The organism is Nocardiopsis sp. NPDC058631, assembly GCF_042716955.1.
Lineage (GTDB): Bacteria > Actinomycetota > Actinomycetes > Streptosporangiales > Streptosporangiaceae > Nocardiopsis.
The window spans coordinates 1-24,452 of the sequence record NZ_JBHXQY010000046.1; the positions used below are offsets into that span (position 1 = coordinate 1).

Here is a 24,452-nt window from a genome sequence, read left to right on the forward strand (position 1 = left end):
GCCGGGAGGCGGACGCGGTCGGACCCGCGAAGACACGTAGTGGTGACTACCCGGTCACCGAGCGTCCCAACCGCGGGGTCGGTGCCCGTGGGGCAAGGACACCCTAGGCCTGGCGGAGCCGGGGCATGACCTGCTCGCCGAACGCCGCCAGATCGGCGTGGTAGTCCGGGAAGATCAGCATGAGGCCGTCCAACTCGGCGTACTCGACCATCTCGCGGATCCGGCCGGTCACCGTCTCCGGCGATCCGGTGACGAACGGCGTCTGGAACGCCTCGTCCTCGGGGCGCTCGGAGGTCAGGGACAGGGCCTTGTCCAGGGGCAGGCCCCAGGAGAGCTTCATGTTGACGATGGCGTCCACGTCCGCGCCGCGGCCGTACCTCAGCCGCCGCTCCTCGGCGGCGGCGTCGGTCTCGTCCATGATGACGGTGAGCATCGAGTAGGTCCGGATGCTCCGGCCCTGCTTCTCCGCCCTCGCCTTCACGCCCAGGCTGGCCTCGCGCAGGCCGGGCAGGTCCTGAGCGGTCAGGAACGAGCCGTCGCAGTGCCGCGCCTGGAAGTCGAGCCCCGTCTCGGAGCGCCCGGCGCTGATGAGGGTGGGCGCCGGGTCGGGGTGCGGCCGGGACCGGCAGTCGTCGAGCTGGAAGAACTCGCCGTCATGGGTGACCGAGTCCTCCGCCCACAGGCGTCTGAGGACGCTGGTCCACTCCTCCGTGTACCGGTACCGGTCGGCGTGACCCAGGTCCTCCCGCCACAGGCCCATCTGCGCGAACTCGTCGGCGTAGGAACCCACGACGATGTTCATCCCGGCCCGGCCCCCGCTGACCTGCTGGAGGGTGGTGAACATCTTCGCGGCGAGGGCCGGGTGGAACAGGTTGGTGTGGACGGTCGCCCACACCTTGACGCGCTCGGTCGCCTCGGCGAGCCCCGACATCATCGTCATGGACTCCAGGGTGCGCCCCCAGTGGTCGGTCGCACCGTCGTACCCGCGCCACTTGCCCATGGACATGACGAAGTCGAGTCCGTGGGCCTCGGCGAGGATCGCGGCCTTCTTGTTGTAGTCGTACGTGGCCTGCGGATGCGGTGCCGTCTCCGACACGATCCAGCCACCGTTGCCGATGGGCAGGAAGATCCCGTACTCGGTGTCGGCGGTCGGGGCGCCGCCTGGTGCTGCCATGCTGTGGGCTCCTCGGTCTTCTGGCGGCGCGTCGTCGCGCCGCCGCTCTCTGGTTGTGCGTGTGCCGCCCGCGCGGTCGGCGCCGCCCGTCCGGGGAGGGGGCGCCGACCGCCGGTGCGTGCGGCGGGTCCTGCTGGCGGGCCCTACTCGGCCGGCCAGGACACCTCGGTGGCGACGTGCACGGCCTCGAGGTAGCGCGGGTCGAACAGGGGCTCCAGGTTGGGGAGCGAGTCCAGCTGGCCGTTGTCCACCAGCGTCTCCCCCTCGGCCTCGGTGAGGTTGAGGTCGATGTACCCGGGAGACGCGTCGTCGGGGGTGGACGAGGTCACGAGCTCCTGCTCGGCGTTCCACACGCGCAGGTTGTGGTCGGTGTCGTACCCGGACTCGGCCAGCTCCGCGGCGTACCCGACACACTCCTCACCGTTCTCCTGGCAGTACGCGAACGCCTGGGCGATCGCCCGCAGGTAGTCCTCGACCACCGTCGGGTTCTCCTCGGCCCATTCGGGGTGCGTGGCCATCACGCCGAACGAGCCGACGACCCCGTAGTCCTCGGGCAGCCACTCGTTGTACTCCTCCTCCATGTCGGCGAGCAGGAACGGTTCGTTGGACCGGAACCCGGTCAGGGACTGCACCTGGTCGCGGGGCAGGACGCTGGGGTCGTAACCGACCTCCACGATCTCGATGGAGTCGAGGTCGACGCCGTCGGCGACGAGCATCGCCTCCACCGGCGCGGGCATCATGCCCTTGTGGCCGAGGGTGGTGCCCTCCAGGTCGCCGAGCTCCTCGATGTCGGTGCCCGTCAGCAGGGTGGCGATGGGGACGTGCCCGTACGTGGAGATGCCGATGACGTCGTGGCCGGCGTCGTTGGCCTGGAGGACCTCGGCCTCGTTGCCGAGGGAGGTGAAGTGCGCCGTCCCGGCCGAGACCAGCTGGGAGTTGCCGATCGTGTCGCCGGTGCCCGGCTGGATCTCGACGTCGAGGCAGACGGCGTCGAAGAAGCCGAGCTCGTCGGCGGCGATGGCCTCCAGGATGCTCACGGAGGCCTGGTACTGGTAGCCGGTGATGTAGGTGACGGTCCCGACGGCACGGTTGGTCTCGCACCGCTCCTCGTCGATCACGGTGGTCACCCCGGTCGGCTCCTCGGTTGCCTCCTCGCCCGCGCACGCGGTGGCGAGGAGGACGGCCGAGGTGAGGGTCGCGGCAGCCAGGGGGCGTAGGCGTCGGATCCGGGGGAGGGGGAGGGAGGTGGAGGGGAGTGCCACGGGGGCTCCTTCGGGTGTGTGGGTCACTGTTGTGACTCGTGCCAGAACAGCAGTCTTCGTTCGAGGACGGTGATGAGTGCGAGCATCAGCACGCCCATGGCGGCCAGACAAGCGATGGCCGCGTAGACGTACTCCAACCGGGCGGTCGCGGCCGAGGTGCGGATCATCGTGCCGAGGCCAGTGGAGGACCCGGCCGCGACGAACTCCGCGACCACGGCGCCCACGATGGACAGGGGGAACACCACTCGCAGTGCGGCGAGGGCGTAGGGGAGGCTGCTGGGGACGCGCAGCCGGAGCAGTACCTCCAGGCGGGAGGCGTGCAGGGTCGAGAACACGTGCAGGACGGGCACGGGCACCGACCGCAGACCGGTCGTCATGTTGATGAGCACCGGGAAGAAGGTGATGATCGCCGTCACGATCACCTTGGGCGCCATACCGAACCCGAACGCGACCACCAGGGCGGGCGCGAGAGCGACGACGGGGGTCACGTTGAGCACCACGGCCAGCGGCATGATCGCGCGCCGCACCACCGGTACCTCTGACATCACCAGGGCGAGGACGAACGCCGTCCCCGCACCGAAGCCCACGCCGAGGAGGGCGATCTGGAGCGTGGCCCAGGCGTTGCTGAGGAACAGGGCGGGGTCGCCCACCAGGACCGCGCCCACCTCCGAGAGCGGGGGGAGCAGGTAGGGCTGGTCCTCGGCGACCGCTGCCCAGGCGAAGCCGCAGAGCAGCACGGCCACGGTGGCGGGCAGCCACAGCCCGACGCCGAGCAGGCTGCGGCGGGCCCGTGCGGCGGGGCGGCCCGGGCCCCCCTTGCGGTTGGGACGGGGACGGGCAGGGGTTTCTGTGGCCATGGCCGTTCCTCCTCTCAGGGCGGTGCTCACAGGGGGATGACGTCGTCGGGGGCGGCTCCGGACTCCCAGGCGGTCTGGAGGGACGCGCGCACCCTGTCCTCCAGGACGTGCATGTGCGGTCCGGTCACCACCTCCCGGTCGCGTGGACGCGGCAGGTCCACGTGCAGCACCTCGTGCACGCGGCCGGGTCGGGCGGACATCACCACGACCGTGTCGGAGAGGGTGACCGCCTCGCGCACCGAGTGGGTGACGAACAGGACCGTCGTGGACATGCGCTCCCACAGGCCGAGGAGCTGGAGCTGGAGTGCCTCGCGGGTGAACTCGTCCAGGGCGGAGAAGGGCTCGTCCATCAGCAGCAGGTCGGGTCGGATGCCGAAGGCGCGGGCGATGGCGACGCGCTGCCTCATCCCGCCGGAGAGCTCGTGGGGGTACTTGCGGGCGGAGTCGTCCAGGCCCACCATGCGCAGCAGGTGGTCGGGGTCCTCGCTGCCCCGGCCGGCCCGCCGGTTGACGCGGGAGGGCAGGGACACGTTGCGCCGCACGTTCTGCCAGGGGAGCAGCGCCGGGGTCTGGGGCACGAGTCCGACGGCCTTGGCGGCCGCCATCTTCTGCGGGGTGGAGCCGAACACGGAGACGGTGCCGGTGTCGTGCTCCTCCAGCCCGGCGACCACCCGCAGCAGGGTGGACTTGCCGCAGCCGCTGGGGCCGATGAGGCTGACGAAGCGGCCCCGGGGGAGCACCAGGTCGACGTTCTGGAGCGCGGGTCGGAGCGGGTCGGCGCCCTCGTAGGTCTTGCTGAGGCCGCGCACCTCGATACGGTCGTCGGTCACGCCGCGTCCACGTGCCGGAACGGCCGCTCCCCGGAGGGGGACGGCCAAGGGGCGCGGTGGCCGTTCCCGGGCAGGCCCGGGAACGCTGTGGGCGTGCGCGGAACGGTGCTGTGCGCGGACCGGTCGGTCGGAGGCGGTGCCATACCTACTCCTTGTGGTGCGTGATCGGATGATCGCACACAGTGGCTTCGCGGTGAACGGTTCTTCCCGGAGAGGGAAGGGGTACACCGATCGGAGGAACTCGGAACGGGGAGCGGGGAGGCGGACACGACGGTGCCGCACGCGGGGAGAAGCGGGCCGGAGTGTCCCGGGGTACGGGAGGTCCCGTGCGTCGGAGGTACGCCGACGTCGGGAGGGCAAGTTGTGCGTGCGTGCGGCGCTCGACGGCGCAAGGGCACGACGGCAGGGAAGACATCCATGAAACACCCTCCAGGGATGGCGGCCGTCGGACATGGCGAAGCCTGGTCCGAAGACGTTCGTTGGAGAGCGGGTGGGAGCACGGAATGCGGCGGCCCGCGGGGGTTGACGCGTGGAACGTTAGGGTTGGTCGATTAACACGTTATGAAGTCTTCATCACGTACTGATATCGAGTGTGCGGATCCTGTGACGATCGTCGACCAGGGCGACGGTGATCCGGTAGGAGGCGAAGGCAGCGGGTAGCCAGGCACCCCGTCCGAACAGCCGGGCGAGTGGTTCGCCGAGCACCAGGAGGACGTGCGCGTCCGGAAAATGATGGTCGCGCAGCCAGACGAGCTTGAAGGCGTCGGCGATGACCTTGTTGCGCTGGGTCGACTTCACCGGCCCCTGGTGGGGGGAGAACTGCACCAGAAGGGTCGGCCGACCCTCGTTGGCACAGTCGACGCCGATCCTCGTCCCGTCGGCCAGGGTGAACTCGCGGGGCGCGAGTGCGATGCCCAGGTGCGCCGACAGCGCCTCGACCAGGGTGGTGTCACCCTGGCGGGCTGGTCGGGCCGTGGTCACCGTCACCGACGACGGGCTTCTCGCTGAATACGCCATGGTAAGAAGACTTTAGTGCACAGAAGCCCCATAGTCATCGCGGCGGCAACCCTGCGGGCAGGCAAGCCGTGTTTCTCTCCGGTTCCCACCTGCGATTTCAGGGAAGGGGCTCGTGTCGCTTGTCACAGGCGCCGCCCTCTTTCCGGCAGGGCATCGCAGCCCCCTCGTGGCGGGGATTTCGGACGCTTCGCAGGTCGGACGGCATAGGTCGAAAGCCGGGGCTCCCGGTGTGCTCGCAGGTGAAGGCAAGGGCTCCTTCTATTGCGACTTCCCATGGTTCCCGGAAAAGGCCAGTTCAGGGCGCGTTTCGACCTGACCGGTGCAATATCGGACCGCCGGTTGTTATCGAATCGGAGATAACGAATTCATTGCGCGGGTGCTCCGCGGGTGCTCCGCGGGTGCTCCGCAGGTGCTCGCGTCTCCTACCGCCGGAGTGCGAGCAGATCCCGGGGCCGTCGGACCCTTCCCCTCCACCCGCGCCCACGGCTCGTGCCCCACCCGATCTGGGCCCACGGCGTGCCCGGGAACCTGAACCCGGCGGGGTCGTACTTCCTCTACCCGAAGCCTCCCACCAGTACCAGTGACGTGCGAGGACGTCCCTGATTGGCTTTTCCCGAGGCAGAGGGGAGCAACAGCATGGGCGAACGGGAACGGGAACGGGCGGCCGCGGCGCGGGACGAGGTTGCGGAGGCGGACCAGGCGGCGGTACGGGCGGTGGGGCTGACCAGGAGCTACGGCCGGGCCGCCCCGGTCCGCGCCCTGCGCGGCGTCGACGCGGAGTTCGCCCGCGGCGGCTTCACCGCCGTCATGGGGCCCTCGGGCTCGGGCAAGAGCACCCTCCTGCACTGCCTGGCCGGGCTGGAACGCCCCGACGGGGGGCGGGTGTTCCTGGGAGGACGGGAGCTGGGAGGGCTGTCCGAGCGGGAACTGACCCGGCTGCGGGCACGGGCGCTCGGGTTCGTGTTCCAGGAGTTCCACCTGCTCCCGTCACTGGACGTCCAGGAGAACATCACCCTGGGCCGCCGTCTGGCGGGACTGCCGCCGGACCCCGCGTGGCTGGACGATCTGACCGCCTCCCTGGGGCTGGCCGGGCGCCTCCGTCACCGACCCGGCGAACTGTCCGGCGGGCAGCGGCAACGGGTCGCGGTGGCCCGCGCGCTGGCTCACCGCCCGGACGTGGTGTTCGCGGACGAGCCGACCGGGAACCTCGACTCCCGTTCCGGGGCCGGGGTCCTCGGTGCGCTCCGCGACGCCGCCGCCGAGCACGGCCGCACCGTCGTCATGGTCACCCACGACCCCGTGGCCGCGGCCTTCGCCGACCGGGTGCTCCTGCTGCGCGACGGCCGTGTCGCCGGGGAGTTGGCCGACCCCACGCCGGACACGGTGCTGGCGCGGATCGTCCGCCTGGAGTCCTCGTGAAGCGGGGCCGACCGCGCGGCGGGGGCCGGGGGCCCGCGACGGTCCTTGCCGGGGCCGGTGGCCGTGCGTGGGTCCGCGTCGCCACGGCCGCCGTGCTGATCCTGCGCACGGCCGTCCCCCGGGCGCGCCCACTCGTCCTGTCGGCACTCTCTCTCGCGCTCGGCGCGGGCCTGGTCGTGGCAGCCCTCTCCCTCCAGGAGGCCGCCGAGCGCACCTCGGGAGGGGCGTCCTGGCTGCTGACGAGGGCTCCCGTCGTCGTGGTGGCCGAGGACACGGGGTCTGCGCTCCCCGCGACACCGTCGGGGGAACCCGCGAGGCTCCCCCCGGACGCGGTGGCGGCGCTGTCCGGGGTGCCCGGTGTCCACAGGGTGGGGACGGAGGCCCCCTTCCCCGCCCACGTCGTCACGGGGGAGCGCACACTCGGCGGTCGGACCGACCGGTCGTGGGGCCATTCGTGGACGCTCGCCGAGGCGGAGTCCCTGGCCCTCGTGGAGGGACGCGCCCCGCGTGCTCCGGGCGAGGCGGCTCTGGACGCGCGGACCGCGCGTGAGGCGGGCGTGCGTGCGGGCGGTCGGACCCGGGTCCTCACCTCGGAGGGGATCTCCCCGGTACTGGTCACCGGGGTCGTCGCGGTCTCCGACGGTCCGCCCCGGGACCGTGCCGTGTTCCTCGCCCCGGCGGAGGCCGCCGGGCACGGCGGCGACCCGGTGCTCGCGCTGGTCCGGACGGAGGAGGACGCCGACCCCGAGCACGTCGCCGAGGCGATCCGGGCGCAGGTCCCCGGGGTCCGCGCACTCACAGGGCACGACCGCGCCGGAGCGCTCGCGCCGGACCACACAGACCGCGAGCTGTCCTCGGGAATGGGACGCTACCTCGGTGTCGTGGCAGGTGTGGCACTGGCGGTGGCGGGGGTGATGGCGGCGAGCCTGTTCTCCCTCGCCGTGCACACACGGGCCCGCGAGTTCGCGCTGCTGCGGCTGGTCGGGGCAGGCCCCGGTCTGGTGCGCCGCCTCGTGGTCGGAGAGGCGCTCCTGGTGGGCGGTGTCGCCGCCGCCCTGTCCTGGCTGTTCGGAACGGTGCTGGTGTTCGCTCTGGCACGGCTCTTCGCCGAGCGGGGGATGCTGCCGCACGGGTTCGCGCCCACCGTGGACTGGTCCGCCCTGGCCACGGGCGCGGCCCTGGCGTTCGCCGTCCCCCTCGCGGCCTGTCTGCGGCCCGCGCTCGCGGCGGGGCGGATCGCACCCGCGGAGGCACTGCGCTCCGCCGAGGCCGGTGCGGACACCTCCCTCCGGCCCCGTACGCGGCCGGTCCTGGGCGGGGTGGCCCTGGGCGGTGCCGGAGGACTGTTCCTCGCCGCGTGGTCCGGGTCGGGGACCGAGGCCGGTGCCGCGGCGGCCCTCTCCGCGTCCGCTGTCCTCGTCCTCGCCCTGGCCCTGCTGTCTCCCCTCCTCGTTTACGGGACGCTCCTGCTCCTTCGCCCCCTCACGCGAGAACACGCGCTCGCCTCCGTGGCCTCCTCCGACGCGTGGACCGACCCGCGCGGTGCCGCGGGCGTGCTGACGCCCCTGCTGGTCACGACCGCGGTCGCGTGCCTGCTGCTCTTCCAGGGGCCGACCACCACCGAGGCCCGTCTGCACGCCTACGGCGAACGGCTCGCGGCGGACCTGGTCGTGTCGGGCCCGCCCGGTGTCGGCCTGCCCCGCACCGCCAGGGAGGCCGCCGCGCGCGTGCCCGGGGTGGCGGCCGTCGGAGGGTTCCGGCAGACGGTCACCTCCGCCCCGGGCGGCCCCGGTATGACCACCCACCTGGTCGACCCGGAGGCTGTGGGCCGCGTCCACCGGCTCGCGGTGCAGGAGGGGGACTGGTCCGTACTGGGGGCGGACGGCGTCGCGCTGCGGGCCGACCTCGCCCGTGACAACGGGTGGGCGGCCGGCGACACCGCCGCCCTCGTGGGCCCCGACGGGACCGGGTTCGACGCCCGCGTGGCGGTCGTGTACCGGGCGGGCCTGGACTTCCCGGGGGTCCTGCTGCCCCGGGAGACCCTCGCCCCGAGGATGCTGGACGCCATGGACAGCGGCCTGTACGTGGTGCTCGACCACGGGGCCGACCCCGGGGCGACCGCGTCCCTGCTGGAGGAGGCGGTCGACGCCGGACCGGAGACCAGCGTGGTCGACCGCGCCTCCCACCTCGACCAGCAGGCGGAGCTGAGCGAGGGAGACGACTGGATCCTCTGGCTGACCCTGGTGCCGGTGGCGGCCCTCGCCGGGATCAGCGCGGTCGTCTCCCTCGTGGTCTCCGTCTCCGCGCGGTCCCGCCGGTTCGCCCTGCTGCGCCTGGTCGGGGCCACCCGGAACCAGGTCGTCGGGATGGTCGTGGCCCAGACCCTCGCGGCCGTGGCGGTGGCCGTGACCGTCGGGAGCGCCGCCGCTCTGGCCGGACTCGCGTCGCTCGGCCGGGCCCTCACCGGCGGTTCCGCGGTGCTCGCCGTCCCTCCCGGCCAGTACGCCGTCATCGTCGGATGCGTCCTGGCCCTCGGCCTCCTGGCGAGCGCGGTTCCGGCCGCCGCCGCCCTGCGTGCGCGTCCGGTGCACGCCGCCGAAGGGCAGTTGTGAGCTGCCGGCGCTCCGGGGCCCACCGTGGCGCACCGGTTGACCTTGTCCTCGCAGCGCCTCCGGGCGCCCCCTTCGGCCTCTGGCGGTTCGCCTCGACGGACACCGAGATCGCCGGGGAGGCGCGCCCTCCCGCAGGTCACCCCGGTGTCCTCGCCGAGTCCTCACCCTCGGCCAGGAATTCCGTGAGCGCGGGCGCGAGCCGTTTCGGCGCCATCATCACCGCGCCGTGGTTCAGCCCGGGCAGGGTGCGGTGCTCGGCGGAGGGGAGCATCCCGGCCAGGCTCTCCGCCGCGCGGTGGAACCCGGCCGGGCTCCCGCCCCCCGTCAGCACCAGTGTCCGCACCCCGGCCGACCACGCGTCCGCGTCCAGCGGCGCCCCCCGCTGGGTGTCGCCCATCACCGCGATGTCGTAGGGCAGGGTGTGTGCCATCGCGGTCAGGTTCGCCCACTCCCGCGGCATCAGCCTCATCATGCGCACCATGAACCCGGGCATGCCCTGCGCCCCGGTCATGAACTCCCGTACCGCGTCCGACCGCCGCCCCTCGGAGAGCAGCGCGTCGATGCGCGCCGGGAACCCCGCGGGAGGACCGAAACCGTCCGGCGCGACCACGAAGGGCGGTTCGTAGAGGGCGAGCCGGTCGATGCCCAGCCCGGCCACGGCGGCGCGCAGCGCGAGCACCGCCCCGGACGAGCTGCCGAACACCGAAGCCGAGCCGCCGACGTGCTCGATCAGCGCGGCGATGTCCTCGACCTCGCGCTCCACCGCGTAGGACGCCGCGTCGCCGCTCGCCCCCCGGCCGCGCCGGTCGTAGTTGACCACGGTGAATCGCCGGGCGAGCAGCCCGGCGAGTTTGCGGGCGTCCCTGCGGTCGGCCAGCGCCGAGGAGACCAGCACGAGCGGGCTCCCCTCGCCGAGGCACTCGAAGGCGATCCGTGTTCCGTCCCGGGAGACGACCGCCGGATCCGCCGCTGCTTTCCTCTTGCCGGTCGAGGTCATGGGTCCTGCTCCGATCCTGGTGTTCCGCCGTTGCGTTCGACCGTGTGACGGGGGTCCGCCGGAAAAGGAATCGCTCCCGCGTAGGCGGGTCCGGGCACGCCTGCCCGCGCCGTGCCCCCGGCGGTCCGATGCCGTGCGGGCCGCCCGGGGCCTTGATAACCGTATGCGTATATGGTTAAAGTAATACGACCATACGGTTATCAAGGCCCCGTGGAGACCCCATGCCTCGCCGCCCAGCCCGCCCGACCCTGCGGTGGCCCGCCGCCCTCTGCGCGGCACTGCTCCTCGCCCCCGTCTGCGGCGTACCGGCCGCGGCAGCCGAACCACCCGACGGCACCTACGCCGCCATCGACGCCTACGTGCAAAGGCGCATGCAGGAGACCGGGACCCCCGGGCTGTCCTACGCGGTGGTGGGACCCGACGGGCCCCTCCACCGGGCGGCGTGGGGCACGGACGGCGACGGCGCCCCCGTCACACCGGCGACACCGTTCCTGTGGGGGTCGGTGGCCAAGCCCGTCGCGGCGACCGCCGTCCTGGCCCTGGCCGAGGACGGCGAACTCGGACTGGACGACCCGGTCGTCGACCACCTGCCCCGGTTCGGGTTCGGAGGAGAGCACGCTCGCGAGACCACCGTGCGCCACCTGCTCGCCCAGACCTCCGGGCTGCCCCCGTCGGCGACACCCGCGGTCTCCGACTGCCGGGGAGAGGACTGCCCCCGCCCCGCCGACCGCCTCGGGGCACTGGACCGGATCGACCCCCTCGCACCGCCAGGCGAGGAGTACGCCTACACCAGCGCCAACTACCTGGTCCTCGCCGCCGTGGTCGAGTCCGTCACCGGCACGTCCTTCGCCGACCACCTGCGCGGCGCCGTGCTGGAACCGGCCGGCGCGGGCGGGTCGGTCACCGACCCCGCCTCGGCCCGCGACCGCGCCCTGCCCCCGGGCCACCTCCCGCTCTGGGGGGTCACCGCACCGGTCGCGACCGGCCTGGACCCCCACGGCGCGGCCTACGGCTACCTCGGCGGCGACCTCGACGACCTGGCGGCACTCGCCTCCCTGTACCTGCGGGAAGGAGGGGACGTCCTGTCGGCGGACTCCTTCGCGCTGATGAGCCGCGAGCAGACCACGAACGGCGGTGCGGGGACCGGTTACGGGCTGGGGTGGCGCGTCGGCGGGCTCGACGCCCCTCTGGACGGAGCCGTGTGGCACAGCGGAGCCGCCCCGGGCTACTCCGCCATGCTGCTCCTGCTGCCCGAGGACGGCCTCGCCCTCGTCATGCAGCAGAACAACCACGGGCTGCTGCACGACGCGGCGAGCATGGACGTCCTCTTCGGCGCCTCCGCCATGCTGGCGGGCGCCCCCGAACCCGGGGACGCCCCCTCCCGCGCCGTGTACCTGCTGGCCGTCGCGGTCACCACCGGTCTGGCCGTGTGGCTGCTGGCGGCGGTCGTCGCGGCGACCGCGGCGTTGCGGCGCCCGCGTGCCGGAGCCGTGGCGCCACCACCGGCGGCCACCGCGTTCCGGGTGGTCCTGGGCCTGCTCCCCGTCGCGGCCGGAGCGGCACTCCTCTCGGTGACGGGTGTCGACGGCGCCCTGGCCTGGCTGCCCGACATCGCCCTCTCCCTCGCCGCCGCCGCGGCGGCAGGTGCCGCCTCCGCCGTGCTGTGGGCATGGGTCGCCGTCCGCACCAGGCGCGGCGTTCCCGCGGGGGACCCTTCCCGGGGCCGGGCCGCTACGGCCGCTCGGGCGCCCGAGGGCGGCGTAGCACGCCCCGCCCGGCAGGACTGAGCCCACGAAGGGGGAGGGGCATCCGCCGCACGGACCCTCCGGAGCGCCCGGGTCCCCCGGCGCCGGACCGCCGACCGTGGTGCACGCCCGTGCCGGGCCCCGCCCCTCACAGCCAGTCGTGTTCGCGCGCGTACCGGGCGGCCTCGTGGCGGGTCCGGGTCTGGGTCTTCTGCATCGCGTTGGAGAGGTAGTTGCGCACCGTGCCCTCCGCCAGGTGGAGTTGGGCGGCGATGTCGGCCACCGAATACCCTCCGCTGGTCGCCCGCAGGACATCGACCTCCCTGTCGGTGAGCGGGCAGTCGTCGACGAGGGCGAGCGCGGAGACGTCGGGGTCGACCCATCGCCTGCCCCCGTGCAGGGTCCTGATGACCGAGGTGATGTGCGCGGGTTCCGCCGACTTGCTGACGAACCCCTGGACCCCGAGCTTGAGGGCCTTGCGGAGAACCCCGGGCCTGGCGTGGCGGGTCAGCATGAGGATCACCTGTTCCGGCCGCTCGCGGCGGATCCGGGCGACGGCGCCGAGACCGTCCACGCCGGGCATCTCCAGGTCGATGACGAGCACATCCGGCTCGTGCAGCAGTGTGGCCCGCACGGCCGCCTCACCGTCCTCCGCTTCGGCGAGCACGGTGATCTCCCCTTCGAGGGGGAGAAGTGAGGCGAGGGCCTTGCGGAGCAGGGCCTCGTCGTCGGCGAGCACCACGGTGGTCATCTGTCGTCCTTCCGGGTTGACGGGGGTGGTGTCGGAGCGCGGGGCCGGGAGCGTCGCGGCGGTCCGGAACCGTCCGTCCCCGGGTCCACCGTCAGCTCGCCGCCCTCTCCCTCCACGCGCTCCCGTGTCTACTCCAGCTCGGCTGCGAGGCCGCAGACCAGCTGGTGGAAAGCGGTGAGGGCGACCGCCGGGAGGACGCGCGGGGGGCGGGTGTCCATGTTCGGTCCTTCGGGGTCGAACGGCAGAGTCCGCCCCAGTATTCATCCTGCTCCGCGGCGCCACCAGTGACACCGCGTCATGGCCTCGCCCGGGGAAACGCCACGGCGCGGTGATGACACGGCCCCACTGCCGGGTCGGCGCGGCGACGGCTGGGATGGACGGCATGTGCGCGGCGCCGACCACCGGCGTCGAACACCCGGTCCCCGGACTCGGTGCCGGCTCCCCGGGGCCCGGCGCGGACTCCGTGGCGGAGCGCCGCCGACAGGGACCCGGCCGTCCACGCACCCGCCCGAGCACGGGGCCGCATCGCCGCCCCGCCATGACATTTTTCGGGACGAAGGCATGACGCGGTGTCACTGGTGGCTCCCCGGAGCGGAAGGAACACTGAGAGCCGATCCCGCGGTTCGCCGCACGTCACCGAACACGAACGAGAGGAACGACATGGCACTGCCGCATCTGTACACGGTCGAGGACCTCTTCGGCCCGCCGGAGCGGGCCGGGGCGTCGATCTCGCCGGACGGTACCCGGCTCGCCTTCCTGGCGCCGTGGAGGAACCGGCTCAACGTCTGGATCCAGGACCTGGACTCCGACCCCGCTACCGGCGGCGAGCCCCGGTGCGTGACCGCCGACCAGACCCGCAGCGTGCTGAGCTTCGAGTGGACCGACGACCCGCGGTGGCTGCTCTACACCCAGGACAGCGGCGGTGACGAGAACTGGCACCTGTTCCGGGTCGACCTGGACACCCCGGGTTCCGAGGCGGTGGACATGACCCCCTTCCCCGGGGCCAGGGTCCTGAACCTGGAGCCCTCCCCGGGCAGGCCCGGCAGGATGACCCTGCTGCTCAACGCCCGCACGCCCGCCGAGTTCGACGTCCACGAGCTCGACGTGGCCACCGGGGAGCTGACGCTGCTGGCCCCCAGCCCCGGCCCCGGACAGGGGCTGTTCCGGGTCGGCCAGGAGTGGTTCGCCACCGGGACGACCGTCGAGGGCGACCTGGAGTTCTCCCGCAAGGACCCTGAGACGGGCGCGAAGCACCCCCTCCTGGTGCGTGCGGGCGTCGACCATCCTCTGAGCGTGTTCCCGTTCCAGCCCACCCCGGACGGGACCGGGATCTGGATCGGCTCCAACCGGGGCAGCGACCGGACCCGGCTGGTGCGGGTCGACCTGGCCACAGGCGAGGAGACCGAGGTCGACAGCCACCCGGTCCACGACATCGACACGCGCGCCCAGGTTTTCCCCACCCTGCCCCCACCCCTGATCCGGGACCGGCGCGGCGAGCTGCTCGGCGTGCGCTACCTCGGCGAACGCCAGGTCATCCACGCCCTGGACCCGCACTTCGCCGAGGTCCTGGCGAACCTGGAGAAGCTGTCCGAGGGCGACATCGGGGCACTGTCCTGCGACGACAGCGGGCGGCGGTGGGTCGTCAGCTTCGTGCACGACCGCGACCCGGGTGCGACCTGGTTCTACGACCACGCCACGGGGGAGCACCGGCTGCTGTTCCGGCCCCGCCCGCACCTGGACCCGGAGTCGATGGCCCCGATGCTGCCGGTCACGATCCCCGCCCGGGACGGGCTGGAGCTGCCCTCCTACCTGACGCTCCCGGTCGGCGTCGAGCCCTCCGGGCTGCCGATGGTGTTGCTGGTGCACGGCGGCCCCTGGGCCCGCGACGCCTGGGGATACAACGCGGCCGTGCAGCTGCTGGCCAACCGCGGGTACGCGGTGCTCCAGGTCAACTTCCGTGGCTCGACCGGCTACGGCAAGGCCCACATGAAGGCCGCCATCGGTGAGTTCGCCGGCAAGATGCACGACGACCTCGTCGACGCCGTGGACTGGGCGGTGGCCCGGGGCTACGCCGACCCCGACCGGGTCGCGATCTTCGGCGCATCCTACGGCGGCTACGCCGCGCTGGTCGGCGCCGCCTTCACGCCGGACCGCTTCGCCGCGGCCGTCGACGTCGTCGGCATCTCCAACATGGCCACCTTCATGCGGTCCCAGCCGGAGTTCGTCCGCCCCGGTCTGGTCAACAGCTGGTACCGCTACGTCGGCGACCCCGACATCCCCGAGCAGGAGGCGGACATGCTGGCCCGCTCCCCGATCAGCCGCGTGGACGACATCACCGCCCCGCTCATGGTGGTCCAGGGCGCCAACGACGCCCGCGTCGTGCAGGCCGAGTCCGACCAGATCGTCGACGCGCTCCGCGCACGCGGTGTGGACGTCGAGTACCTGGTCTTCGACGACGAGGGACACGCCCTCGTGAACCCGGAGAACCTGATCGCCACGTTCGGCGCCGCCGAGCGCTTCTTCACGCAGCACCTGGGAGGACGGAAGGACCATGGCTGACCACGACACCGTTCCGAACGTCGCCCGCCACACCGCCTCGGAGGCCACCGGCGACACCGCCCGACCCGAGCCGCCCGTGGAGGTGAAGCAGGCCATGATGGACAGCATGGGCGGTCCGTCCGGGATGCTCTATTCGGCACTCCCGGTCGTCGTCTTCGCCACGGTCGTGGCCTTCGTCCCGCTGCCGATCGCCATCGGAGTCTCGATCGCCGTCGCCCTGGCGCTCGCCGTGTTCCGGATGTGGCGGGGTGAGCAGTTCATGGCCGCGATAGGGGGCGTGTTCGGCGTCGCGGTGGCCGGGGGCGTGGCGGCCTGGACCGGGTCGGCCAACGACTTCTTCCTGATCGGCATCTGGGCCGCCCTCGTCGCGGCCGTCGTCACGCTCGCCTCGCTCGTCGTGCGCCGCCCGCTGACCGGCGTCATCTGGAACGCCTTCCACGGCGGCACCCACCCCTGGCGCCAGGACAAGACCTCGCTGCGCGCGCACGACGTGGCCACCCTCACCGTCACCGCTGTCTTCGCCGCCCGTTTCGTCGCGAGCCAGTGGTTCTACCTCACCGACTCCACCACCGGACTCGCCGTAGCAGACACCGTCACCGGCTTCCCCCTGACGGCCCTGGCCGCGGTCGTCGTCATCTGGGCCTTCCGACGCTCCACCAAGAGCCTCGTCCAGGACACGGACGCGAACAACACCACCGAGGCCTGACCGGCCGTGGCCCTCCGCCACGGGCCGGGGCCCCGACCGGTCCCGGTCCCGCGGGCCGCCGCATCCGCCACCGACGTGTTCTGCCACACATTCCGCGGCAGGGGGTTGAGTGTGCCGCTACGGCATGGATTCCACTGGTCGCACCGGCTCCGCGGCACGGAAGCGGTACGGCACACCAGGGGACGAGCGTGACCCGGCGGCCCGTACCGTCCTCCGTGCCCGGAACATCATCGGGAACATGCGAGAAGGGTGACCGCCACCATGGACACGGTTCAAGGCCGCATCGTTCGACCGCTGGGCGCGTTCGAGCGGACCATCGACTACTACATGCACCGCAACCCGGTCCAGTTCTCCCTGGTCGCCGAGGTGGACCGCCACGTCTCAGCGGAAGCGCTGGTCTCGGCGCTCGCGCGGATCCAGGACCGCCATCCGCTGCTCGGCGTCGCGGTCGACCGCACCGCGCCGGAGGCCGTGTTCCGGGTGTCGGAAGGCGCGATCCCCCTCCAGGTGGCCGCCGAGGGCACTCCGTGGCGATCCGTCCTCGCCGACGAGCAGACGCGGCCGATCCCCCCGACCCCCGGGCCCCTCACGCGTGCCGTCCTGGTCCCACGGGAGGCCGGCTGCGACATCGTGCTCACGTTCGCCCACCAGGTCGCCGACGGTGTCGGCGGTCTCCGGGCCCTGCTGGACCTGGTGGCGGCCCTGGACGGTGAGGAAGCGGTGCCGGGCGGCGTTCCGGAGGCGCAGGAGGACCTTCTCGCCAGGGCCGGCGACGCGGCGGACACCGGCGGCGCCGGGGCCGGCACGGCCCGGGAGGACGACGAGCGCATGAACCTTCCCGGCGAGCTCACGCCGTTCTCCGGGCGCAGGCCGCACATCGAGGCTCTCGCCCTGGACCCGGGGCTGACCACACGGCTCGCCCGCCGCTGCCGCCAGGAGGAAACCTCCGTGCACGCCGCGCTCTGCGCCGCCGCCGCGGTGGTACTCCACCGTCGGGGGCGCGAGTTCGTGCGGGTCCTCAGCCCGATGGACCTGCGCCGCGCGGCCGACCTGCCCGACGAGGTGGTGGTCCGGTTCGCGGGCGCGCGCACGGGCAGCGTCACGGCCGACGCGAACGACTTCTGGGCGCTCGCTCGCCGCACCCGCCGGTCGCTCTCCCACCAGCGCACCCCGAACGCGCTCAAGGCCGGTTCCGCGGCTCTCGCGGGACAGCCCCCCGCGAGCGGTGGCGACGCCGAGGCGATGATGGCCGCGGCCACCGCGGCCGACATCCAGATCACCAACCTCGGGGTCGCCGACCGGGACGGGCAGGCCGCGGGCATGCTCTCCGCGCTGTGGGGCCCCGCGCAGATCACCCAGTTGAGGGGCGAGCACGTCCTCGGTGTCGTGACCGCCGGCGGGCGGCTGCGGATGACGGAACTGACCCACGACCCCGTCGCCGGACTCGTTCCGGAGATGGGAGCCGTCCTGGCCGAGGCCTGCGCCGAGTGACTCCGAGGACGGGGGAACACCCCTCCTGACCCGTGGGGCTCGCGAGGTGTCCCGCAGGGGCGGCATCCACCGTTCGGTGGATGCCGCGGGTCGGCCGGATCCGCGGGGGATCGGAGCCGGACGGGCGATCCGCCCCGGGCCCCGGACGGCCAGGCTTACGGGTATGGCGATCATTGAGGTCACGGACCTCAGCAAGCGGTACGACGACCGGGTGGTCCTGGACCGGGTCTCCTTCTCCGTGGAGGAGGGCGAGGTGTTCGGGATCCTCGGTCCCAACGGGGCGGGCAAGACCACCGCCGTCGAGTGTGTGGAGGGGCTGCGGCGTCCCGACTCCGGGTCGGTGCGGGTACTCGGCTTCGACCCGCTCCGGCAGGGGCCGGAGCTTCGGGAGCACGTGGGCGTCCAGCTCCAGCACACGCAGCTCCCCGAGAACATCAAGGTGTGGGAGGCGCTCGACCTCTACGCCTCGTTCTACGCCGAGCCCCGCGACTGGCGGGAGCTGCTGGAGCGGTGGGGCCTCGCGGACAAGCGGAACGCGCGGTTCGCCAAGCTGTCCGGCGGGCAGAAGCAGCGCCTGTTCATCGCCCTGGCCCTGGTCGGGGACCCGAAGGTCGCGTTCCTGGACGAGCTCACCACCGGACTCGACCCCCAGGCACGCCGGGCCACCTGGGAACTGGTCGGGCGGGTCCGCGCCGAGGGCGTGACCGTGGTCCTGGTCAGCCACTTCATGGACGAGGTCGAGGAGCTGTGCGACCGGGTCGCGGTTCTCGACCGGGGCGTCGTCGTCGCCCTCGACAGCCCCGGGGGCCTGATCGACGGTGTCGACGCCGAGTACCGGATGAGCTTCCGGCTCATGGACGGGGACGCCCCCGACCCGGGCGGCCTGCTGGGGAACCTCGACGGGGTGGCCTCGGTGTCCCGCACCGGTGACCTGGTCGTCGTGGCCGGGCGCGGCGACTTCGCCACCGCTGTCACCGCCTCCCTGGCCCGGGAGCACGTGCTCGTCGGCGACCTGCGCATCGACAGGCGCACCCTGGACGACGCCTTCATCGCCCTGACCGGCCGCTCCCTCCAGGTCTGACCGCCCCGGACCGGGACCTGTCCCGAACGGCCCGGCCCGCCCCCACGAACGGAAGAACCTCCGTGAAGATCCTCGCCAAGCTCACCACCGTCGAGACCAAGCTGCTCGTCCGCGAGCCCGGAGCCGTGTTCTCCCTGCTCATCCCCCTCTTCATCCTCCTCGTCTTCGGCGGCGGGATCACGGAGGGCGACACCGTCATCCTGCCGACAGCGGTGACGCTGGCCATCGGCATGGTGGGCCTCTACCTGCTCCCCACCACCCTGGCCACCTACCGGGAGAGGGGCGTCCTGCGCAGGCTCTCGGTGACCCCGGTCCGCCCCGGCAGCCTGCTCACCGTCCAGCTCCTGCTCCAGCTGGTCCTCACCGTGCTCGCGGTCTCCCTGCTGCTCGTCGCGGGGATCGGTTTCCTCGGTGCCCGCGCGCCCGGGCCCCTGGGGTTCCTGACCGTCTTCGTGCTCGGCACGGCCGCGATGTTCTCCGTGGGCCTGCTCATCGCCGCGCTCGCCCCCAACGGGCGGTCCGCCAACGGCTTCGGTGTGCTGCTCTTCTTCCCGCTCGCCTACCTGGGAGGACTCATGCAGCCCGTCGAGTACATGCCCGATATCCTGGCGACCGCCGGCGGGTACACGCCGATGGGTGCCCTGCGGCAGAGCCTCCACGATGTCTGGAACGGCGGAGCCCCCGCCCCGCTGCCCCTGGTCACCATGGCCGTGTACGCCGCGGTGATCAGCCTCGTCGCGGCCAGGTCCTTCCGCTGGGAGTGAGCATGGAGACGGTGTCGGAACGCGACCTCGACCTGCGGGAGGAGCGGCTGCTCCGCCTCACGGGCTTCGTGCCCTACGTCCTCCTGGCGGCCTCCACCGTCCTGACCCTGGTCACCCGCGACCTTCCGCGGGCGGGGCTCCTGGAGACGCTCGGCCTCGTGGCCCTCACGGCGGCCCTCATGTGGACGATGACCCGCCTGATCCCCGACCGGGCCTCCCGCCCGGTGCTGACGGCCGCCTTCGTCGCCGCCCTGGTCGTGATGATCGCGGTGCTCAGCACCCGCAGTGTCTGGTTCGCGGGCTTCTTCGGCTTCGCCGGCTACGTGTACTCCTGGCAGTTCCTCCGGGGACGGTGGAGGTTCGTGGGGGTGGCCGCCACCGCTGCCGCCACCATCACCGCCTACATGGGCGGGCTCCCCGAGCCCACCCCCTCCTCGGTCCTCCTGTACCTGGTCTTCGTCGCCTCCATCGTCGTCCTGGTCGCCGCGTTCAGCCACCTCGGAGAGGTCACCGCGCAGCGCGGTGACGAGTACAAGCGGATGGTGGAGCGGTTGCGGGAGACCATCCGGGAGAACGAGGGCCTCCACGCCCAGCTTCTGGTCCAGGCCCGCGAGGCCGGGGTACACGACGAACGCGAACGCCTCGCCCGGGAGATCCACGACACCCTCGCCCAGGGGTTCGTCGGCATCATCACCCAGCTCCAGGCGGCCGAACGGGCCGGGGGAGGGGCCGGGAGCACCACGGAGGGCGCCACGGCCTCCGGGACCGGCGCCGAGTGGCGGCTCCGGGTCGCCAACGCCACCCGTCTGGCCAGGGAGAACCTGGCGGAGGCTCGCCGGTCCGTGCACGCCCTGGGCCCGGCACCCCTGGAGGCCGCTCCGCTGCCCGACGCCCTGGCCGACCTCACGGCCGAGTGGTCCCGGCTCAACGGGGTACGCGCCGACTTCACCGCGACCGGCCCGGTCCGGCCCCTGCACGGGGAGGTCGAGGCCGCCCTGCTCCGCACCGTCCAGGAGTCCCTGGCCAACGTGGCCAGGCACGCCGGGGCCACCCGGGTCGGGGTGACCCTGTCGTACATGGAGGATGTGGTCGTCCTGGACGTGCGCGACGACGGTGTGGGCTTCGAACCGCCCCCGGGCCCCGCGTCGGCCCCGGAGCCGGCACAGGTCCGCGAGCCGGGACGCGCACCCGGTGACGACGGTGCGAACGGCGGGTTCGGCCTGACGTCGATGCGGCAGCGGGTGGCCCGCCTGGCGGGCACCCTGGAGATCGAGTCCGAACCCGGTGCCGGGACGGCGGTCTCCGCCGCCGTTCCGGCCGTTCCGAGGGAGCCCCCCGGTGAGTGAAGCACCCGTCCGCGTTCTGATCGCCGACGACCACCCCGTCGTCCGGGACGGCATCCGGGGCATGCTCGCCGGAGCCCCGGGGTTCGAGGTCGTCGGGGAGGCCGGTGACGGCGCTCGTGCGGTCGAGCTCGCGCGGTCCCTGGAGCCCGACGTCGTCCTCATGGACCTGCGGATGCCGGGGGCGGGGGGCGTGGACGCCATCCGCGAGCTGGCCCGTCTGGGGATCCCGGCCCGCGTCCTGGTCCTGACCACCTACGCGACCGACGGTGATGTCGGTCCCGCCATCGAGGCCGGGGCCACCGGGTACCTCCTCAAGGACGTCCTTCCCGAGGAGCTGGCGCGCGCCGTCCGCGCGGCCGCCCGCGGCGAGACCGTGCTCTCCCCCCTGGTGGCGACCCGGTTGGTCGGCAGGGTCCGGGCCCCCGCCGTGCCCCTGAGCGACCGGGAAACGGAGATTCTGCGGCTGATCGCCGGCGGCTCCACCAACCGGGATGCGGCAGCCCGCCTGTTCATCAGTGAGGCCACGGTCAAGACTCACGTCCTGCACATCTACGGCAAGCTCGGCGTCAACGACCGGGCCGCCGCCGTCGCGGCGGGTTTCCGGCGGGGCCTGCTGGACCTGGGCGAGGGGTGAACCCGGTGGTGCCGGGGGCCTCGCGGTCCGGGCACCGGCACCTGGGGCAACGGCGCCGGTCCCGGCCCCCGGCACGGGAGAACCCCGGGTCCGAACGGTCGGTAACACGCTCTGGACCGGGGCAGGGTCATCGGCCCGACCGGGAGGAGAGCCGTGGCGAGAGCATGCGTCCGACCGCGCGCAGCAGGGCCCGGAACTCGGCCCCGTTCGGGCGGACGCCCAGGCCGGCGTACATGAGCGCGTTCCCGTACTCGGCCATGAGAACGATCCGGCCGTTCTCGATGTCGAACCGTGTCACATAGGTGTTGCGGTAGGGCCTGCCCGTGCGCGCGACGACCATGTCGCCGACGCCGTGGAAGAAGATCTCGCCGCTGTCGGGTGAGACGCTCCACGCGTGGTCGCGCCAGAGCAGCGGGGTGAACTTGTCGAACAGGGCGCCCGTGTAGGCGAGAACCTCGCTCCTGCCCTTCACGTCTGCGACGCAGAAGCCCCGCCTGCGACCCGCGATGATGTCCGCGACGCCGTCGGGGGCCGTGGCACCTCGGGCGTGCATGAACAACTGTCGTGCGTCGTCGGACAGGGTCCGGGCCACGGCTTCGATGTCCTTGGCCTCGACGGCGCGGATGAACTCCTGGGCGACGTCGAGCCCGGTGCGGGTGGTGGGTGCCGGTTCCTGGTCATTCATGAGGTTTTCCGTTCGTTGCGTTCTGTGTGTGCAGATCCGGTTCATGCGTCCCACGACAGCAAGGGCTCACCGAATGACCCGGGGAGCCCGAAGGACCCGAAGCGGGGCGTCCACCAACGCGTGAACCCGGACTCGTAGGCGAGGAGCCGCTCGGAGAAGGTGGCCAGGTCGACGCCTTCGTCGAATTCGAGGTAGACGATGAACTCCGCACCGCCGTCGTCATCGGGCTGGAGCCACATCCGTTCCCGGTGGTAACCGACCTCCCGGGCTCTGGTGCCGAGGCCGGAGAGGTGGTCCCTGTTCAGGGCAGCGAGGAGGTCCCGGAACTCCTGGACGCGGTTCTCGGGGATCGGGAAGGTCCACGCCGTACTGGTCATGCCGTCTCCTTGGCACTGAGCGATCCGCCGCGCGTTCCGGGCGGTCCCGACGAACCGGGTGCGTCTTCGATGATCCGGGACGCCGTGCGGGGGAGGAAGGCCGCGTCGAGGCTGGTACTGGCAAGGCCACGCTGCACCCGCTGATGCGGGTTGGGACGGCGGGGACAATGAGTGGTATGTCGAGCAGCGATCGGACCGAGTTCGGGGAGTACCTGAGGCGGCGCAGGGCCACGATGCGTCCTCCACACCCGCGGGGCGGAGTGCGGGCGTCCCGCCGGCGGGTTCCGGGGCTCCGCCGCCAGGAGGTCTCCGATATCGCGGGTATCTCGGTGGAGTACTACACACGCCTCGAACAGGGCAGAGCGCCCCGCCCCTCGCGCGAGATCCTCACCTCGCTGGCACAGGCGTTCGGGCTCTCGGGCGCCGAACGCGATCACCTCTTCCGGCTGGGTGGTGAGTCCCCGCCGGAACCGGCCTCTCCCGCCTCTGTCATCCGGCCCGGGTTGCTGCGTCTGCTGCGGGGCCTGGACGACACGATGCCGGTCACCGTGCATGACGGGCGGCTCGACCTCCTCGCGCGCAACAAGGCAGCGGAGGAGTTGCTCGGGACCTTCACGGGCGACGGTCCGTTCGAGCGCAACATCGCCCACCAGGCCTTCACGACCGACGCGCTGCCACACCTGCTCGGAGGCGACGGTTCGGAGCGGTTCCTACGGGTCGCGGCGGCTGAACTCCGTATCGCGCTCAGCCGGTACCCCGACGACGCCTACCTCCGCTCCTTGCTCGCCGAGCTCGCCGCGACCAGCCAGAGCTTCCGCGACCACTGGGAGGAGGGGGAGGTCAGTGCTTCGAGATCCGCGATCAAACAGATGCACCATCCGACCCACGGATGGGCCCGCTTCGAGATCGAGGTGCTCCACGACCCTGAGCGGGACCACTGGATCATGCTCTACACGCCCCATGACGACGAGTAGTCCTCCGCGCCGGACAGGAGATCCGGCTACGGCGCGGTGCGAGGTGCTCATCCCCGGCAGGGCCGCGATGTCCTCCGGGTGGAGCCGAAGAGCGCACACGGAGCATCTGCGAGGTCCCGGGCACGCGAAAACCCCAGGTCGGGAGCGGTCGGTAAGACGCTCTGACCTGGGGTTCTCCCTGGTGGGGCCCCAGGGGATCGAACCCTGAACCCACGGATTAAAAGTCCACGGGAGATCCGCTGTACTGCCCCATATGCACGACTTCGTTCCTATCTGCCCGGGCGGCATCGTGCTACCGGAGACCACGCAGGACTACCCCGTGTTGTGGGATCACGGAGCTGCGGAGCACTAACGGAGGAATTCCGGCCGTCAGCGAAGGTGCGGATTCCAGTCCGCTGGCGACTCGAGGTGGTCTCCATCACACCCGGCACGAAACGCTCCAAGCCGCCATCCGCGAGGCCCGTGCCACGCCGAGGTTCTGGCGTTCCGCCCAACAGGGAACGGGTTCCGCAGGGAATCACAACCTGTCGGTGGCGTCCATGGCTAGGCCGTCCACAAGGTCTTCGGGGTCCGGGCGCTTGATCCAGAAGCCCTCCGAGGTCCCGAAGTACGTACCCTCTCCGTTCTCAGTTTCGGCCTCGAGCATCGTCTCTACCTCTTCCAGGGCCGCGGCCAGGCGTGGTGCGTTCTGGTCGTAGATCTCGGGGTGAGGGTGACCCGAGAAGTTGTACCAGGACCAGATGTCGTGGTGAACACTGATTTCCACCTGGATCTCATTGGGATCGGGAGAGACCATCAGGTTGACGAGTTGAAGTTCCTGGTGCCTTTTGCCGCTCGCGTCGATCCATGCGCCAGTGCTCACCGTTTCGATATGAGCGGCATGTGCTTTGGGGAATCCAGAAGGTCGGCCCTGCTGCACGAATGTCGCATATCGGGGATCGGCGAAAGGAATACCTGGTGCCGCCTTGGTCCAGATTCCAATTTTGCCCTTCCCATACTCACTCCAGCAGATCTCTATGACATCTGACTTGAGAAGATCGTGTTTTTCCAGGACACTCGCTACCCTGGCGACGACAACGAGGCTGTCACTGATGTCGGGGTTCTCGGGCGCCTCGACGTACCACAGCCACGAACCGACTTCACTGGGCGCCCGCAGGAGGTTTGACATCAT

Annotated in this window: 22 protein-coding genes and 1 tRNA gene; 11 read left to right on the plus strand and 12 right to left on the minus strand. The window is 72.1% G+C overall.

From position 1 onward, the window contains the following. Positions 1-103: 103 nt before the first annotated feature. From ACFWTE_RS16560 to ACFWTE_RS16585, 6 genes are all read right to left on the minus strand, one after another. On the minus strand, positions 104-1,174 hold the full coding sequence (locus ACFWTE_RS16560) for an LLM class flavin-dependent oxidoreductase (protein WP_378780304.1): 1,071 nt from the start codon (positions 1,172-1,174) through the stop codon (positions 104-106). A gap of 143 nt (positions 1,175-1,317) precedes the next feature. Further along, a complete protein-coding gene (locus ACFWTE_RS16565) occupies positions 1,318-2,436 on the minus strand; it encodes an ABC transporter substrate-binding protein (RefSeq protein WP_378780305.1) in 1,119 nt (372 codons plus the stop codon). 23 nt (positions 2,437-2,459) lie between these two features. Beyond that, entirely contained in the window at positions 2,460-3,293 is an 834-nt protein-coding gene (locus ACFWTE_RS16570) for an ABC transporter permease (protein WP_378780306.1), read from the minus strand. A 26-nt stretch (positions 3,294-3,319) separates the two neighbouring features. Continuing rightward, positions 3,320-4,123 carry an ABC transporter ATP-binding protein gene (locus tag ACFWTE_RS16575; protein WP_378780307.1) on the minus strand — a complete coding sequence of 268 codons (804 nt, stop codon included), beginning with the start codon at positions 4,121-4,123 and terminating at the stop codon, positions 3,320-3,322. Then, on the minus strand, positions 4,120-4,266 hold the full coding sequence (locus tag ACFWTE_RS16580; protein ID WP_378780308.1) for a hypothetical protein: 147 nt from the start codon (positions 4,264-4,266) through the stop codon (positions 4,120-4,122). The genes ACFWTE_RS16575 and ACFWTE_RS16580 overlap by 4 nt, the downstream gene beginning before the upstream one ends. A 430-nt stretch (positions 4,267-4,696) precedes the next feature. After that, positions 4,697-5,140 carry a hypothetical protein gene (locus ACFWTE_RS16585; RefSeq protein WP_378780309.1) on the minus strand — a complete coding sequence of 148 codons (444 nt, stop codon included), beginning with the start codon at positions 5,138-5,140 and terminating at the stop codon, positions 4,697-4,699. A 636-nt stretch (positions 5,141-5,776) separates the two neighbouring features. Between ACFWTE_RS16585 and ACFWTE_RS16590 the strand changes: the two genes are divergently transcribed. Beyond that, positions 5,777-6,559, plus strand: a complete 783-nt coding sequence (locus ACFWTE_RS16590; protein ID WP_378780311.1) for an ABC transporter ATP-binding protein — start codon at positions 5,777-5,779, stop codon at positions 6,557-6,559. Further along, positions 6,556-9,171, plus strand: a complete 2,616-nt coding sequence (locus ACFWTE_RS16595) for an FtsX-like permease family protein (RefSeq protein ID WP_378780312.1) — start codon at positions 6,556-6,558, stop codon at positions 9,169-9,171. The genes ACFWTE_RS16590 and ACFWTE_RS16595 overlap by 4 nt, the downstream gene beginning before the upstream one ends. A gap of 136 nt (positions 9,172-9,307) precedes the next feature. Here the strand turns inward: ACFWTE_RS16595 and ACFWTE_RS16600 are convergent, their stop codons facing one another. Continuing rightward, complete coding sequence (locus ACFWTE_RS16600; protein ID WP_378780313.1) at positions 9,308-10,168, minus strand: alpha/beta fold hydrolase; 861 nt, start codon at positions 10,166-10,168, stop codon at positions 9,308-9,310. Between the two features lie 221 nt (positions 10,169-10,389). Here ACFWTE_RS16600 and ACFWTE_RS16605 point away from each other — a divergent pair, with 221 nt between their 5' ends. Next, positions 10,390-11,955: a serine hydrolase domain-containing protein gene (locus tag ACFWTE_RS16605; RefSeq protein WP_378780314.1), complete on the plus strand. Its 1,566-nt coding sequence runs from the start codon at positions 10,390-10,392 to the stop codon at positions 11,953-11,955. A 106-nt stretch (positions 11,956-12,061) separates the two neighbouring features. Here ACFWTE_RS16605 and ACFWTE_RS16610 read toward each other — a convergent pair whose 3' ends face one another. Beyond that, positions 12,062-12,664: a DNA-binding response regulator gene (locus ACFWTE_RS16610; protein ID WP_378780315.1), complete on the minus strand. Its 603-nt coding sequence runs from the start codon at positions 12,662-12,664 to the stop codon at positions 12,062-12,064. Positions 12,665-13,324: 660 nt separating this feature from the next. Between ACFWTE_RS16610 and ACFWTE_RS16615 the strand changes: the two genes are divergently transcribed. The 7 genes from ACFWTE_RS16615 to ACFWTE_RS16645 all read left to right on the plus strand — a co-directional run bounded on the left by ACFWTE_RS16615 (position 13,325) and on the right by ACFWTE_RS16645 (position 21,245). After that, the gene (locus ACFWTE_RS16615; protein ID WP_378780316.1) at positions 13,325-15,223 is read left to right on the plus strand and encodes a S9 family peptidase; all 1,899 of its coding nucleotides are present in this window, start codon (positions 13,325-13,327) and stop codon (positions 15,221-15,223) included. Further along, on the plus strand, positions 15,216-15,929 hold the full coding sequence (locus ACFWTE_RS16620) for a DUF3159 domain-containing protein (protein WP_378780317.1): 714 nt from the start codon (positions 15,216-15,218) through the stop codon (positions 15,927-15,929). The genes ACFWTE_RS16615 and ACFWTE_RS16620 overlap by 8 nt, the downstream gene beginning before the upstream one ends. A gap of 261 nt (positions 15,930-16,190) precedes the next feature. After that, a complete protein-coding gene (locus ACFWTE_RS16625; protein WP_378780318.1) occupies positions 16,191-17,420 on the plus strand; it encodes a peptide synthetase in 1,230 nt (409 codons plus the stop codon). A gap of 163 nt (positions 17,421-17,583) precedes the next feature. Then, on the plus strand, positions 17,584-18,501 hold the full coding sequence (locus ACFWTE_RS16630) for an ABC transporter ATP-binding protein (protein WP_378780319.1): 918 nt from the start codon (positions 17,584-17,586) through the stop codon (positions 18,499-18,501). Between the two features lie 62 nt (positions 18,502-18,563). Then, entirely contained in the window at positions 18,564-19,265 is a 702-nt protein-coding gene (locus ACFWTE_RS16635) for an ABC transporter permease (RefSeq protein ID WP_378780320.1), read from the plus strand. Positions 19,266-19,267: 2 nt separating this feature from the next. After that, positions 19,268-20,611, plus strand: coding sequence for a sensor histidine kinase (locus ACFWTE_RS16640; protein WP_378780322.1), 1,344 nt, complete (start codon positions 19,268-19,270; stop codon positions 20,609-20,611). Next, positions 20,604-21,245, plus strand: coding sequence for a response regulator (locus tag ACFWTE_RS16645; RefSeq protein ID WP_378780323.1), 642 nt, complete (start codon positions 20,604-20,606; stop codon positions 21,243-21,245). Before ACFWTE_RS16640 ends, ACFWTE_RS16645 begins: the two co-directional genes overlap by 8 nt. Before the next feature lie 127 nt (positions 21,246-21,372). Here the strand turns inward: ACFWTE_RS16645 and ACFWTE_RS16650 are convergent, their stop codons facing one another. Both ACFWTE_RS16650 and ACFWTE_RS16655 read right to left on the minus strand, forming a co-directional pair. Then, complete coding sequence (locus ACFWTE_RS16650; protein ID WP_378780324.1) at positions 21,373-21,930, minus strand: nuclear transport factor 2 family protein; 558 nt, start codon at positions 21,928-21,930, stop codon at positions 21,373-21,375. Positions 21,931-21,971: 41 nt separating this feature from the next. Next, positions 21,972-22,307: a hypothetical protein gene (locus tag ACFWTE_RS16655; protein WP_378780326.1), complete on the minus strand. Its 336-nt coding sequence runs from the start codon at positions 22,305-22,307 to the stop codon at positions 21,972-21,974. Positions 22,308-22,483: 176 nt separating this feature from the next. Here ACFWTE_RS16655 and ACFWTE_RS16660 point away from each other — a divergent pair, with 176 nt between their 5' ends. After that, complete coding sequence (locus ACFWTE_RS16660) at positions 22,484-23,281, plus strand: helix-turn-helix transcriptional regulator (RefSeq protein WP_378780327.1); 798 nt, start codon at positions 22,484-22,486, stop codon at positions 23,279-23,281. A gap of 179 nt (positions 23,282-23,460) precedes the next feature. Here the strand turns inward: ACFWTE_RS16660 and ACFWTE_RS16665 are convergent. Then, a tRNA-Lys gene (locus tag ACFWTE_RS16665) sits at positions 23,461-23,532 on the minus strand. A 266-nt stretch (positions 23,533-23,798) separates the two neighbouring features. Continuing rightward, positions 23,799-24,449: a hypothetical protein gene (locus ACFWTE_RS16670; RefSeq protein WP_378780328.1), complete on the minus strand. Its 651-nt coding sequence runs from the start codon at positions 24,447-24,449 to the stop codon at positions 23,799-23,801. Positions 24,450-24,452: the final 3 nt, after the last annotated feature.